Raw genomic sequence first — 12584 nt, forward strand, 5'->3', positions numbered from 1 at the left:
CGCTCCTACGGGGAAACCCGCGATTCCATCGAATCTTTCACCCCGCGACGGCGCGTCTTCCGCTATTTTTTCTGCATCAACCTGGGAGAGTCGCATGTTCGAATCTGCGGAAATCGGTCATTTCATCGACAAGGAAACCTACGAGAAAGCGGTGCTGGAGCTGCGCGAGGCACTGCTGGAGGCGCAGTTCGAGCTGAAACAGCAGGCACGCTTCCCGGTGATCATCCTGATCAACGGCATCGAGGGCGCGGGCAAGGGCGAGACGGTGAAGCTGCTCAACGAGTGGATGGACCCGCGCCTGATCCATGTCGAGAGCTTCCTCCTGCCCACCGACGAAGAGCTGTCGCGGCCGCCGCAGTGGCGCTTCTGGCGCAAGCTGCCGGCCAAGGGGCAGACCGGCATCTTCTTCGGCAACTGGTACAGCCAGATGCTCCATGCGCGGGTCGAAGGCGACATCAAGGACGGCCGCTTCGACCAGGCCATCGATTTCGCCGAGCGCTTCGAACGCATGCTCTGCGACGAGGGCGCGCTGATCTTCAAGTTCTGGTTCCACCTGTCCAAGAAGCAGCTCAAGCAGCGCCTCAAGGACCTGGAGAAAGACCCGCAGCGCAGCTGGAAGCTCAACCCGCTGGACTGGAAGCAGAGCGAGACCTACGACCGCTTCGTGCGTTTCGGCGAGCGCATGCTGCGCCGCACCAGCCGCGACTACGCGCCCTGGTACGTGGTCGAGGGCATCGACGAGAACTACCGCAGCCTCAGCGTCGGCCGCATCATCCTCGAAAGCCTGCAGGCCGCGCTCAAGCGCAAGGACCGCGCGATTCCCCAGCCCCATGCGGCACCGCTGGTTTCCAGCCTGGACAACCGCGGCCTGCTCGACAGCCTCGACCTGAGCCTGAAGCTGAGCAAGGACGACTACAAGGAACAACTGGCCACCGAACAGGCGCGCCTGGCCGGCCTGATGCGCGACAAGCGCTTCCGCGAGCATGCGCTGATGGCGGTGTTCGAGGGCAACGACGCGGCCGGCAAGGGCGGTGCCATCCGCCGGGTGACCGGGGCCCTGGACCCGCGCCAGTACCGCACCGTGCCCATTGCCGCGCCCACCGAGGAAGAGCGTGCGCAGCCCTACCTGTGGCGCTTCTGGCGCCATGTGCCGCCGCGCCGGCAGTTCACCATCTTCGACCGCTCCTGGTACGGGCGGGTGCTGGTGGAGCGGGTCGAGGGCTTCTGCTCGGAAGCCGACTGGCTGCGCGCCTACAGCGAGATCAACGACTTCGAGGAGCAGCTCCACGACCATGGCATCGTCGTGGTGAAGTTCTGGCTGTCCATCGACAAGGACGAGCAGATGCGCCGCTTCAAGGAGCGCGAGGAAACCGCCTTCAAGCGCTACAAGATCACCGACGAGGACTGGCGCAACCGCGACAAGTGGGACCTCTACGTCGACGCCGTGGGCGACATGGTGGACCGCACCAGCACCGAGCTGGCGCCCTGGACCCTGATCGAGGCGAACGACAAGCGCTATGCCCGGGTGAAGGTGCTGCGCACCATCAACGAGGCGCTGGAACGGGCCTTCAAGAAGGGTTGAACCGGCGGGCGATGGCCGCGCATACGCAGGGTGAATGATCATCGCCCTGCGACATTGGGTGGATTTATGCTCCGGCCATCGTCAATGGACACCCGTCCTCAAACCCACAAGAAAGAGGTGCGTCATGCGTGAAGTGGTGATAGTCGACAGCGTTCGGACCGGCCTGGCCAAGTCCTTCCGCGGCAAGTTCAACATGACCCGGCCGGACGAAATGGCCGCCCACTGCGTGAACGCCCTCCTGGCACGCAATGACCTGGACCCGACGCTGGTGGACGACTGCGTGGTCGGTGCCGGCTCCAACGAAGGCGCCCAGGGCCACAACATCGGCCGTAACGTCGCGGTGCTCTCGGGCCTGGGCATCGGCGTTGCCGGCATGACCCTGAACCGCTACTGCTCCTCGGGCCTGCAGGCCATCGCCATCGCCGCCAACCAGATCGCTTCCGGCTGCAGCGACGTGATGGTCGCCGGCGGCGTCGAGTCCATCACCCTGACGCTGAAAAGCATCAACCAGGACAACTTCGTCAACCCGCGCCTGAAGCTGGAACACCCCGGCATCTACTATCCGATGGGCCAGACCGCCGAGATCGTCGCGCGCCGCTACAATGTCTCCCGCGAGGCCCAGGACCTGTACGCCCTGCAGAGCCAGCAGCGCACCGCCCGCGCCCAGGCCGCCGGCCTGTTCGACGATGAAATCGTGCCGATGAACGTCAAGTACGGGGTCGAGGACAAGGCCACCGGCGAGAAGAGGATCCTCGACGGCGTGGTCGACCGCGACGACTGCAACCGCGCCGACACCACCCTGGAAGGCCTGGCGTCGCTGAAGCCGGTGTTTTCCGAGGACGGCTCGGTCACCGCCGGCAACTCCTCGCAGCTGTCCGACGGCGCTTCCATGACCCTGCTGATGAGCCTGGACAAGGCCATCGAGCTGGGCCTCAAGCCCCGCGCCTTCTTCCGTGGCTTCGCCGTCGCCGGTTGCGAGCCCGACGAGATGGGCATCGGCCCGATCTACTCGGTGCCCAAGCTGCTCAAGGCCCGTGGCCTGTCGGTGGACGACATCGACCTGTGGGAACTGAACGAAGCCTTCGCCTCGCAGTGCCTGTATGCCCGTGACCACCTGGGCATCGACAACGAGAAGTACAACGTCAACGGCGGCTCCATCTCCATCGGCCACCCCTTCGGCATGACCGGCTCGCGCCAGGTCGGCCACCTGGTGCGCGAGCTGCAGCGCCAGGGCAAGCGCTACGGCATCGTCACCATGTGCGTGGGCGGCGGCATGGGCGCCACCGGGCTGTTCGAAGCGGTGCGCTGATCCGCTCCACGGACGCTGCAATGAGAAAACCCGCAACGGCCTGGCCGCTGCGGGTTTTTCTTTGGGCGCTGCGTACCCTGGGTCGGGCGGCGTTTTTTGTAGGGGCGACTTCAGTCGCCAAGCGGCGCATAGCGCCGCCCTGTGGGAGCGAATTCATTCGCGATGAGAAGCCGCCGGGGCTGCGCTTGCGGTCGTATGCGCGGCGCTCAGAGGCGGCTGGCAATGATGTCGCCGGCCTGCACCATGCGGCGGATGTAGAAGGCGATCTCGCGCTCGGCATCGGCGCGGGTGAAGTAGGGGCCTTCGAGGGTGCCTTCGCGGGTGGCGAAGAAGTACTGCCCATTCACCGCGCTGACACGGTCGCTGCGGTAATGGGTGCTGGCTGCGGCGTCCACGGTGCGTTGCCCGAACATGCTGATTACTCCGGGTGAATGGGTCGGATATTTTTGAGTCTAATGCGCGTTCCCGGGGCTGCGCAGGGAGACGATAAACGGTAGCAATCGCTGCCTGATCGTGAACGTTCGCGACTTTTTCATAAAAATGGCGCTGGAAAACCGGCACCTGGCCGCGCTCTGACCGGTACAGTTGCACGCCAGCTGCGAGGCCAGGTGTTGCTGTGTGTGCAGCGGGCCAGGTTCTAGAATGACCGGCCCGTGCCGTGTAGGCCGGGTCCTGCCTGCTTCGAGGTCTTCATGCACATTTCTTCCGGCCGTTGGCTGTACGGCCTGTTTCTCGCCCTAGTCACCGCCGTGCTCTGGGGCATCCTGCCGATCAAGCTCAAGGAAGTGCTGAAGGTGATGGACCCGGTGACCGTCACCTGGTTTCGCCTGCTGGTCTCCGGCTCGCTGCTGTTCGTCTGGCTCGCAGCGACCCGCCGCCTGCCGCGCTTCCGCCCGCTGGGACGCAAGGGAGGAGGGCTGGTGGCGCTGGCCATCGCCGGGCTGCTGGGCAACTACGTGCTCTACCTGATCGGCCTGAAGATGCTCAGCCCCGGCACCACGCAGCTGGTGATCCAGGTGGCGCCCATCCTCTTCCTGATCGGCAGCCTGTTCATCTTCAAGGAGAGTTTCAGCATCGGCCAGGCACTCGGCCTGGCGGTGCTGGTGCTGGGCTTCGGCCTGTTCTTCAACCAGCGCCTGGATGAATTGCTCACCTCCCTGGGCACCTACACCACCGGCGTGCTCATCGTGCTCGCGGCGGCCTTCGTCTGGACCTTCTACGGCCTGGCGCAGAAGCAGCTGCTGACGGTGTGGAATTCCATGCAGGTGATGATGGTGATCTACCTCGGCTGCGCGGCCCTGTTGACGCCCTGGGTGTCGCCCCTGGAAGCGCTGCAGCTGTCGCCGTTGCAGGGCTGGCTGTTGCTGGCCTGCTGCCTGAACACCCTGGTGGCCTATGGCGCCTTCGCCGAAGCCCTGGCCCATTGGGAAGCTTCGCGGGTCAGCGCCACCCTGGCCATCACCCCGCTGGTGACCTTCGCCTCGGTGGCTGTCGCCGCCAGCTTCTGGCCCGACCACGTGGTGCCCGAACAGCTCAACGGCATCGCCTACGGCGGTGCCTTGCTGGTGGTGCTGGGCTCCGCGCTCACCGCCCTCGCGCCTTCGCTGGTGCGCAGTTGGAAGGCGCGCCAGGTTCGCGCGCTGTAAAGGGGGCTTGCGGGGGCTCCGTGCCGCCGCTTTCCCGGGCTGAAGCCCGGGCTACAGCCTACCTCCGTGTCGGGTTGCACCCGACCTACAGGGTCGACGCCCGTGTCGCTAGTTGCGGGTGCCCAGGGTTTCTGCCTTGCGCAGCCAGGCCTGGCGCTGTTCCTCGGTGGAGGGGCGCACCGGGGCGAATTCGGTTAGGCGGCGGGTCTTGATGCCGCAGAAGCCGAGGATGGTGCGGGTCATCTGCCGGTGCCCGGGGGCGCCGTAGATCCAGCGGAAGTACCAGGGCGGTGTGTCCAGGGTCACCAGCAGGTCGGCGGTGCGGCCTTCGAGCAGCTTGTCCCAGGAGCGCACGCCGCGGTAGCGGAAGGCGAAGCCGGGGAGGAACACGCGGTCGAAGAAGCCCTTGAGCAGCGCCGGCACGCCGCCCCACCAGACCGGGTAGACGAACACCAGGTGCTCGGCCCAGTGGATCTGCCGCTGGGCCTCCAGCAGGTCCGGCTCCAGCGCCTGGCTCTGGTCGTAACCCTGGTGCAGCACCGGGTCGAACTCCATCTCGCCGAGCTTGAGCAGGCGCACCACGTGGCCTTCGCTGCGGGCGCCCTGGGCATAGGCTTCGCCCAGGGCATTGCACAGGCTGTTGCCCTTGGGCGAGCCGAAGATCATCAGGATGCGCTTGCCGTCGCCTTCCAGGGGCGTGGCGCCGTGCTTGGCGGTATCAACCATGTTGGCCGGCCTCCAGCATGGTTTCCGGGCGCACCCAGGCATCGAAATCGGCCTCGCTGACGAAGCCCAGGGCCAGCGCCGCCTCGCGCAGGGTGGTGCCTTCGCTGTAGGCCTTCTTGGCGATCTGCGCGGCCTTGTCGTAGCCGATATGGGTATTGAGGGCGGTGACCAGCATCAGCCCGCGTTCCAGGTGCTCGGCCATGCGCGCGGCGTCCGGTTCCATGCCGGCCACGCAATGGCGCTGGAAGTTGCGCGCGCCATCGGCCAGCAGGCGGATGGATTGCAGCAGGTTGTGGGCGATCACCGGCTTGAACACGTTGAGCTGCAGGTGGCCCTGGCTGGCGGCGAGGCTGATGGTGGTGTCGTTGCCGATCACCTGGCAGGCGAGCATGGACAGCGCCTCGCACTGGGTCGGGTTGACCTTGCCGGGCATGATCGAGCTGCCCGGCTCGTTGGCCGGCAGCTTCACCTCGGCCAGGCCGCCACGGGGGCCGGAGCCCAGCAGGCGCAGGTCGTTGGCGATCTTCATCAGCGCCACCGCCAGGGTCTTCAGGGCGCCGGAGAGGGTGACCAGGGGCTCGTGCCCGGCCAGGGCGGCGAACTTGTTGGGGGCGGAGACGAAGGGCAGGCCGGCCAGTGCGGCCAGTTCCGCGGCCATGGCTTCGGCGAAGCCGTGGGGCGCGTTGAGCCCGGTGCCGACGGCGGTGCCCCCCTGGGCCAGTTGGTAGACCGCCGGCAAGGCATTGCGGATGGCGCGCTCGGCGTAGTCGAGCTGGGCGACGAAGGCCGACAGTTCCTGGCCGAAGGTGATAGGGGTGGCATCCATCATGTGGGTGCGCCCGGTCTTCACCAGGCGCGCATGGCGGGCGGCCTGCTCGGCGAGGCCGCCGCTGAGTTCGGCCAGGGCCGGCAGCAGTTCCTGATGGACTGCCTGGGCGGCCGCGATGTGCATGGCCGTGGGGAAGCTGTCGTTGGAGCTCTGGGCATGGTTGACGTGGTCGTTCGGGTGCACCGGGCTCTTGCCGCCGCGTGTGCTGCCGGCCAGTTCGTTGGCGCGGCCGGCGATCACCTCGTTGACGTTCATGTTGCTCTGGGTGCCGCTGCCGGTCTGCCAGACCACCAGGGGGAATTGCTCGTCGTGGCGGTGGGCGAGCACTTCGTCCGCAGCCTGTTCGATGAGGCGGGCGATGTCCGGGGCGAGGGTGCCGTTGCGGCCGTTGACCCGCGCCGCGGCCTTCTTGATCAGCGCCAGGCCGTGCACCACCGCCAGCGGCATGCGCTCGACGCCGATGGCGAAGTTTTCCAGCGAGCGCTGGGTCTGGGCGCCCCAGTAGGCGTCTTCAGCGACTTCCACCGGGCCCAGGCTGTCAGTTTCGGTACGGCTCATTGCGCATGCTCCAGAAGATATTTTCCGCAGTTTAGGCCGCAGATGGAGCATGGGGTTCAACGGGGGGCGCTATTACCAGCGTGCGTGGGTGGAGCCGAGCCAGCCCAGGGCGTTGTCCACCGGTACGCGTTCGCCGGTGGGGCCGCGCAGCACGCCGTCGAAGCGGCCGAACCACTGGCGGGTGTCGGCGAAGAGCGGCCCGAGGCGCGGGTTGGCCTGGTGCAGCTGGCGTGGGGTGAAGGTGAGCTGCACACGGTTGCATTCGGTGCTCAGTTGCCAGGGCGCGAGGGGGTTGGTCTGCGCCTGTTCGATGCGCACCGGACGGTCCAGCTTGGACAGCTCGCCGCCGAACCACAGGGCGTTCTCGGTGAGGCCGCTGGCGTCGGTCCAGCCGGCGCCGAAGTTGCCGGCGATGCCGCCGCTGGTGGCGAAGGCGGCGCGGGTCCAGTGGCTGTGCAACGGCCAGACGCCGCGACCGAAATCCAGCGCGGCGAAGCTCTGGCCGGGCTGGCAGTCGAAATGGCGATTGCCCAGCTGCACGCTGCCTTTGGCGGGCAGGCCGAGCTGGCGGCTGCTGGCGTGGAAGCCATGGCCGGGGAAGGGCGCCACCAGGTTCACCGAATCCAGGTGCAGGGGGCGCAGGATGTCGAGGGCGGCCTGCATCGGCTGGCCGCCGATATCCGGTACGGCGACGGTGATGCGGGCGCGGCCGGGGTGTTCGTCCACCTTCAGGTGCAGGCGCGGGTGCTGGAATTCATAGCCTTCGAGCGGTGTGTCGGGGAGGCGGCAGCCACGGCCGAACAGGCGCAGCTGGGAGTGGTTGACCGCCAGGCCCGTCTCCAGGTCGAGGAAGTAGGCGCCGCAGTAGCCGAGGTAGTCGAGGTCGGCGAGGGTCAGCGACAGCACCCACTGCGGGGTGGTGATGCACCAGTGGTTCCAGCGTTTGCGCCGGCCGACGTTGCCGGGGATGGCGCAGTTCAGGCGTGGACGGTTCGACCAGCCGATGGCCAGTGGCTCCAATCGGCCCTGGGCATCGCACAGCGCGGCCGGCCCGGGCGGCGCCAGTGCAGTGATATGGCTAGTCATCGGACACGTCCATGTGGGGTGCAGCTTCCATTTTCGAAGAGGCGGGGAACATTGCGCGCGACCCATGGCCCAAAGGGGCGTTGTGTCGGCGGGCTGACAGCGTTTTATTGACGCGGAAGGATGCCCAGAGGCCGCTAGCATGAGCAAGTGATGGCATTTTGACAATAGACCGTTGGAGTGCACCGATCCACAGTTTGGCCGTGATCCGGCACACGTCCCCATCGCTTGAGCTCCCCATGGGCTCGGGCGCAGAATGACCCGCCCTCGGGGAACCCCCCGTAACCGCTCAGACAAAGGAATACCGATGACCAAGCTTCGCGTACTTTGCACCGCCGTCCTGCTCGCTTGCGCCAGTGGCCAGGCGCTGGCCGATGCCGCCAGTCATGCCGCCAACGCTGAGCGCTTCCTCAAGCTCGCCCACGCCGACAAGCTCACCGTGCCGGTCTACGGCCAGGTGCAGCAGATGTTCGCCCAGCGCTACGAGCAAAGCGGCGCGCCGGCGGACAAGAAAGCCGCCCTGGAGAGCTACCAGGCCAAGGCCAACACCGCCCTCGACAAGGCCGTGGGCTGGGACAAGCTCAAGCCCGAGCTGGTGAAGATCTACACCACCAACTTCACCGAGCCGGAGCTGAAGGACCTGATCGCCTTCTACGAATCGCCCCTGGGCAAGAAAGTTCTGGAGAAGATGCCGACCCTCACCGCGCAATCCGCCCAGCTGACCCAGTCGCGCCTGGAAGCGGCCGTGCCGGAAGTGAACAAGCTGCTGGCCGACATGACCAGCGAACTGGCCCCCAAGGACCAGAAGAAGAAGTAAGCGGAGCCCTGCATGAGCATGCGTGATCGAATCCTCGCCGCCTTTGCGGCCCTCGAGCCCCAGCACCTGGAGGTGCTGGACGAGAGCCATATGCACAGTCGCGGCCTGGAGACCCACTACAAGGCGGTGATCGTCAGCCCCGCGTTCGCCGGTCTCAATGCGGTCAAGCGCCACCAGAAGGCCTACGCCACCCTGGGTGAGCTGATGGGGCAGTTCCATGCCCTGGCCCTGCACACCTACACCCCCGAGGAGTGGGCTGCGCAAGGCGCCGCACCGGATTCGCCCACCTGCAAGGGCGGCAGCAAGCACGATCTCTGAGGTCGCCGGGGATCTTCCCTGGGGCACAGTAAGGCCCGTTGTGGGAGCGGTTTCAACCGCGAAGGCCGGAGTCGCGGTCATCGCGAATGAATTCGCGCCCACAGGGGCCGTTGCGCGGGCACCACAAGTCGCCTGAGACCTTTTCACGCAGCTTCCCGGCTGCGCTTTTTGCTAGAATCCGCCCCAGCGCCGGCCTTGCCGGCGCTGTCGTTTTTGTCACCCGGTCCGCCCTTTGCGTGGGCGACCACTGGAGGAAATCACCATGTCCCGGATCGTCGTCGCGGCGCTCTACAAGTTCGTCTCCCTGAAAGACTACGTCGCCCTGCGCGAACCCCTGCTCAAGACCCTGGTCGAGAACGACATCAAGGGCACGCTGCTGCTGGCGGAGGAGGGCATCAACGGCACCGTCTCCGGCACCCGCGAGAGCATCGACGCGCTGCTGGCCTGGCTCAAGGTCGACCCGCGCTTCATCGACCTCGACCACAAGGAGTCGTACTGCGACGAGCAGCCCTTCTACCGCACCAAGGTCAAGCTGAAGAAGGAGATCGTCACCCTGGGCGTGCCCGGCGTCGATCCCAACCAGCGCGTGGGTACCTACGTCGAGCCGCAGGACTGGAACGCCCTGATCAGCGACCCCGAGGTGCTGCTGATCGACACCCGCAACGACTACGAAGTGGCCATCGGCACCTTCGAGGGCGCGGTGGACCCGAAGACCAAGTCGTTCCGCGAATTCCCCGAGTATGTGCGCGAGCACTACGACCCGGCGGTGCACAAGAAGGTCGCGATGTTCTGCACCGGCGGTATCCGCTGCGAGAAAGCCTCGGCCTACATGCTCAACGAAGGCTTCGAGGAGGTCTTCCACCTCAAGGGCGGCATCCTCAAGTACCTGGAAGAGGTGCCCGAGGCGGACACCCTCTGGCGCGGCGACTGCTTCGTCTTCGACAACCGCGTCACCGTGCGCCACGATCTGACCGAGGGCGACTTCGACCAGTGCCACGCCTGCCGCAACCCGATCTCGGTCGAAGATCGCCAATCGCCCCATTACGCCCCCGGCATCAGCTGCCCCCATTGCTGGGACAGCCTCAGCGAGAAGACCCGCGCCGGCGCCCGCGAGCGGCAGAAACAGATCGAACTGGCCAAGGAACGCAACCTGCCGCACCCGATAGGCCGCAACCCGCGCCAGCCCATGGAGAGTTGAGAGAGCCCGATGCCCAAGACCCGCCTGCTCTACGTGATGGACCCGATGTGTTCCTGGTGCTGGGGCTTCGCCCCGGTGGCCGATGCCCTCGCAGAGCAGGCCCGTGCGGCCGGCGTTCCCATGCACCTGGTGGCGGGCGGCCTGCGCACCGGCCAGGGCGCCTCGCTCGATCCCAATACCCGGCGCTACATCCTCGAACACTGGCATGCGGTGCATGACGCCACCGGCCAGCCTTTCCGCTTCGAGGAAGCGTTGCCGGACGGCTTCGTCTACGACACCGAGCCGGTCTGCCGCGCCCTGGTGGTGACCCGCTCGTTGCACGAAGAGGCCACCTGGCCGCTGGTCAAGCTGATCCAGCATGCCTTCTACGCCGAGGGTCGCGACGTGACCCAGGCGGCGGTGCTGGTGGAGCTGGCCGAGGCGGCCGGCATCCCGCGCATCGAGTTCGCCGAGGCCTTCGATGGTGCTGCCGCGCACCAGGCCACCGCCGAAGACTTCACCTGGGTGCAGGACCTGGGCATCGCCGGCTTCCCCACGCTGCTCGCCGAGCGCGATGGCCAGCTGGCGCTGCTGACCAACGGCTACCAGAGCCTGGATGAACTCGCGCCGCTGCTGGCCCGCTGGCTGGAGCGTGCGACCCATGCCTGATCGTCTTAGCTGGGCGGAGATCCGCCGTCTCGCCCTGCGTCACAAGAAGGCCCTGTGGCTGGCTAACCTGGTGGCCGTCTTCGCCACCCTGTGCAGCGTGCCCATCCCGCTGCTGTTGCCGCTGCTGGTGGACGAGGTGCTGCTCAAGCAGGGCGACGCCGCGCTGAAATTCATGGACCGCTTCCTGCCCGATGGCTGGCAGGTGGCCGCCGGCTATATAGGCCTGATGCTGGTCACCACCCTGTTGCTGCGCAGCCTGGCGCTGGTGTTCAACGTGCTGCAGGCGCGGCTCTTCGCGCGGCTGTCGAAGGACATCGTCTACCGCCTGCGCGTGCGCCTGATCGAGCGCCTCAAGCGCATTTCCCTGGGTGAATACGAAAGCCTGGGCGGTGGCACCGTCTCCGCCCACCTGGTGACCGACCTGGACACCCTGGACAAATTCATCGGCGAGACCCTCAGCCGCTTCCTCGTGGCCATGCTCACCCTTGCCGGTACCGCCGGCATCCTGATGTGGATGCACTGGAAGCTGGCGCTGCTGATCCTGCTGTTCAACCCGCTGGTGATCTGGTCCACGGTGCAGCTGGGCAAGCGGGTGAAGCACCTGAAGAAGCTGGAGAACGACAGCACCTCGCGCTTCACCCAGGCGCTGACCGAAACCCTGGAAGCCATCCAGGAAGTGCGCGCCGGCAACCGCCAGGGCTTCTTCCTCGGCCGCCTCGGCCTGCGTGCCAAGGAAGTGCGCGACTACGCCGTCGCCTCGCAGTGGAAGAGCGACGCCGCCGGGCGCACCAGCGGCCTGCTGTTCCAGTTCGGCATCGACGTGTTCCGCGCCGCAGCCATGCTCACCGTGCTGTTCTCGGACCTGTCCATCGGCCAGATGCTGGCGGTGTTCAGCTACCTCTGGTTCATGATCGGCCCGGTGGAGCAGCTGCTCGGCCTGCAGTACTCCTACTACGCCGCAGGCGGCGCCCTGACGCGCATCAACGAGCTGCTGGCCCGCGCCGACGAGCCGCAATACGCCGGCCGCGTCGACCCCTTCACGGGCCGCGAGACGGTGGGCGTGCAGGTGGAAGGGCTGCGCTTCGCCTATGGCGACGAACCGGTGCTGGATGGCCTGGACCTGTCCATCGCCCCCGGCGAGAAGGTGGCCATAGTCGGCGCCAGCGGCGGCGGCAAGAGCACCCTGGTGCAGCTGTTGCTGGGCCTCTATACCGCCCAGGCCGGGACCATCCGCTTCGGCGGCGCCAGCCTGGAGGAGATCGGCCTGGAGCGTGTACGCGAGCATGTGGCGGTGGTGCTGCAGCACCCGGCGCTGTTCAACGACAGCGTGCGCGCCAACCTCACCCTGGGCCGCGAGCGCAGCGACGAGGCCTGCTGGCGCGCGCTGGAAATCTCCCAGCTGGCCGATACCATCCGCGCCTTGCCGCAAGGGCTGGACAGCATCGTCGGCCGCTCCGGCGTGCGCCTCTCCGGTGGGCAGCGCCAGCGCCTGGCGGTGGCGCGCATGGTGCTGGCGGACCCGCGCGTGGTGATCCTCGACGAAGCCACCTCGGCCCTCGACGCCGCCACCGAATACGCCTTGCACCAGGCCCTGGCGCGCTTCCTCGAAGGGCGCACCACGCTGATCATCGCCCACCGCCTGTCTGCGGTTAAGCAGGCGGACCGGGTGCTGGTGTTCGACGGCGGGCGCATCGCCGAGGACGGCGACCACCAGCGCCTGATCGCCGACGGCGGGCTCTACGCCAAGCTCTACGGCCACCTGCAGCACTGACCGGGCAGCCGTTGCGTCACGCTGGCGCACCGCTCCGTCAACTTTTCATTACGCCATCGCCCCCCGGCCCCACGCGGGCCGCGGGCGCCTGCCCGGCGT

General features: G+C 67.0%; 12 protein-coding genes. 8 read left to right on the top strand and 4 right to left on the bottom strand.

The window, feature by feature from the left end; genetic code table 11:
• Window positions 1-94: 94 nt before the first annotated feature.
• Window positions 95-1582, top strand: coding sequence for a polyphosphate:AMP phosphotransferase (pap, locus tag OEJ36_RS26585; RefSeq protein ID WP_263404064.1), 1488 nt, complete (start codon window positions 95-97; stop codon window positions 1580-1582).
• Window positions 1583-1706: 124 nt separating this feature from the next.
• A complete protein-coding gene (locus tag OEJ36_RS26590; protein WP_263404065.1) occupies window positions 1707-2891 on the top strand; it encodes a thiolase family protein in 1185 nt (394 codons plus the stop codon).
• A gap of 206 nt (window positions 2892-3097) precedes the next feature.
• On the opposite strand, the gene OEJ36_RS26595 is transcribed toward OEJ36_RS26590, so the two are convergent.
• Window positions 3098-3304, bottom strand: coding sequence for a DUF6316 family protein (locus OEJ36_RS26595; RefSeq protein WP_263404066.1), 207 nt, complete (start codon window positions 3302-3304; stop codon window positions 3098-3100).
• Window positions 3305-3583: 279 nt separating this feature from the next.
• On the opposite strand from OEJ36_RS26595, the gene OEJ36_RS26600 reads away from it, so the two are divergent.
• Window positions 3584-4537: a DMT family transporter gene (locus OEJ36_RS26600; protein WP_263404067.1), complete on the top strand. Its 954-nt coding sequence runs from the start codon at window positions 3584-3586 to the stop codon at window positions 4535-4537.
• A gap of 108 nt (window positions 4538-4645) precedes the next feature.
• Here the strand turns inward: OEJ36_RS26600 and OEJ36_RS26605 are convergent, their stop codons facing one another.
• From OEJ36_RS26605 to OEJ36_RS26615, 3 genes are all read right to left on the bottom strand, one after another.
• A complete protein-coding gene (locus tag OEJ36_RS26605; RefSeq protein ID WP_263404068.1) occupies window positions 4646-5263 on the bottom strand; it encodes an NAD(P)H-dependent oxidoreductase in 618 nt (205 codons plus the stop codon).
• A complete protein-coding gene (locus OEJ36_RS26610) occupies window positions 5256-6650 on the bottom strand; it encodes a class II fumarate hydratase (protein ID WP_263404069.1) in 1395 nt (464 codons plus the stop codon). Before OEJ36_RS26610 ends, OEJ36_RS26605 begins: the two co-directional genes overlap by 8 nt.
• Before the next feature lie 72 nt (window positions 6651-6722).
• Window positions 6723-7736: a DUF2804 domain-containing protein gene (locus OEJ36_RS26615; RefSeq protein ID WP_263404070.1), complete on the bottom strand. Its 1014-nt coding sequence runs from the start codon at window positions 7734-7736 to the stop codon at window positions 6723-6725.
• A 304-nt stretch (window positions 7737-8040) separates the two neighbouring features.
• Here OEJ36_RS26615 and OEJ36_RS26620 point away from each other — a divergent pair, with 304 nt between their 5' ends.
• From OEJ36_RS26620 to OEJ36_RS26640, 5 genes are all read left to right on the top strand, one after another.
• The gene (locus tag OEJ36_RS26620) at window positions 8041-8550 is read left to right on the top strand and encodes a DUF2059 domain-containing protein (protein WP_263404071.1); all 510 of its coding nucleotides are present in this window, start codon (window positions 8041-8043) and stop codon (window positions 8548-8550) included.
• A gap of 12 nt (window positions 8551-8562) precedes the next feature.
• Window positions 8563-8868 (top strand): BolA family protein, encoded by a 306-nt coding sequence (locus OEJ36_RS26625; RefSeq protein ID WP_021218435.1) that lies wholly within the window; start codon window positions 8563-8565, stop codon window positions 8866-8868.
• Window positions 8869-9130: 262 nt separating this feature from the next.
• Entirely contained in the window at window positions 9131-10066 is a 936-nt protein-coding gene (locus tag OEJ36_RS26630; protein WP_263404072.1) for a rhodanese-related sulfurtransferase, read from the top strand.
• A 45-nt stretch (window positions 10067-10111) separates the two neighbouring features.
• Window positions 10112-10714, top strand: a complete 603-nt coding sequence (locus OEJ36_RS26635; RefSeq protein WP_263404088.1) for a DsbA family protein — start codon at window positions 10112-10114, stop codon at window positions 10712-10714.
• Complete coding sequence (locus tag OEJ36_RS26640) at window positions 10707-12485, top strand: ABC transporter ATP-binding protein (protein WP_263404073.1); 1779 nt, start codon at window positions 10707-10709, stop codon at window positions 12483-12485. The genes OEJ36_RS26635 and OEJ36_RS26640 overlap by 8 nt, the downstream gene beginning before the upstream one ends.
• Window positions 12486-12584: the final 99 nt, after the last annotated feature.

This window comes from Pseudomonas sp. PDM13 (genome assembly GCF_025685765.1).
Taxonomy (GTDB): Bacteria; Pseudomonadota; Gammaproteobacteria; order Pseudomonadales; family Pseudomonadaceae; genus Metapseudomonas; species Metapseudomonas solani.

What these genes read in the sequence shown, in the direction of transcription:
- pap (WP_263404064.1), top strand. Translation starts at nt 95, where the DNA reads ATGTTCGAATCTGCGGAAATCGGTCATTTCATCGACAAGGAAACCTAC.
- OEJ36_RS26625 (WP_021218435.1), top strand. Translation starts at nt 8,563, where the DNA reads ATGAGCATGCGTGATCGAATCCTCGCCGCCTTTGCGGCCCTCGAGCCC.
- OEJ36_RS26630 (WP_263404072.1), top strand. Translation starts at nt 9,131, where the DNA reads ATGTCCCGGATCGTCGTCGCGGCGCTCTACAAGTTCGTCTCCCTGAAA.
- OEJ36_RS26615 (WP_263404070.1), bottom strand. Translation starts at nt 7,736, where the DNA reads ATGACTAGCCATATCACTGCACTGGCGCCGCCCGGGCCGGCCGCGCTG.
- OEJ36_RS26610 (WP_263404069.1), bottom strand. Translation starts at nt 6,650, where the DNA reads ATGAGCCGTACCGAAACTGACAGCCTGGGCCCGGTGGAAGTCGCTGAA.
- OEJ36_RS26620 (WP_263404071.1), top strand. Translation starts at nt 8,041, where the DNA reads ATGACCAAGCTTCGCGTACTTTGCACCGCCGTCCTGCTCGCTTGCGCC.
- OEJ36_RS26640 (WP_263404073.1), top strand. Translation starts at nt 10,707, where the DNA reads ATGCCTGATCGTCTTAGCTGGGCGGAGATCCGCCGTCTCGCCCTGCGT.
- OEJ36_RS26595 (WP_263404066.1), bottom strand. Translation starts at nt 3,304, where the DNA reads ATGTTCGGGCAACGCACCGTGGACGCCGCAGCCAGCACCCATTACCGC.
- OEJ36_RS26605 (WP_263404068.1), bottom strand. Translation starts at nt 5,263, where the DNA reads ATGGTTGATACCGCCAAGCACGGCGCCACGCCCCTGGAAGGCGACGGC.
- OEJ36_RS26590 (WP_263404065.1), top strand. Translation starts at nt 1,707, where the DNA reads ATGCGTGAAGTGGTGATAGTCGACAGCGTTCGGACCGGCCTGGCCAAG.
- OEJ36_RS26635 (WP_263404088.1), top strand. Translation starts at nt 10,112, where the DNA reads ATGTGTTCCTGGTGCTGGGGCTTCGCCCCGGTGGCCGATGCCCTCGCA.
- OEJ36_RS26600 (WP_263404067.1), top strand. Translation starts at nt 3,584, where the DNA reads ATGCACATTTCTTCCGGCCGTTGGCTGTACGGCCTGTTTCTCGCCCTA.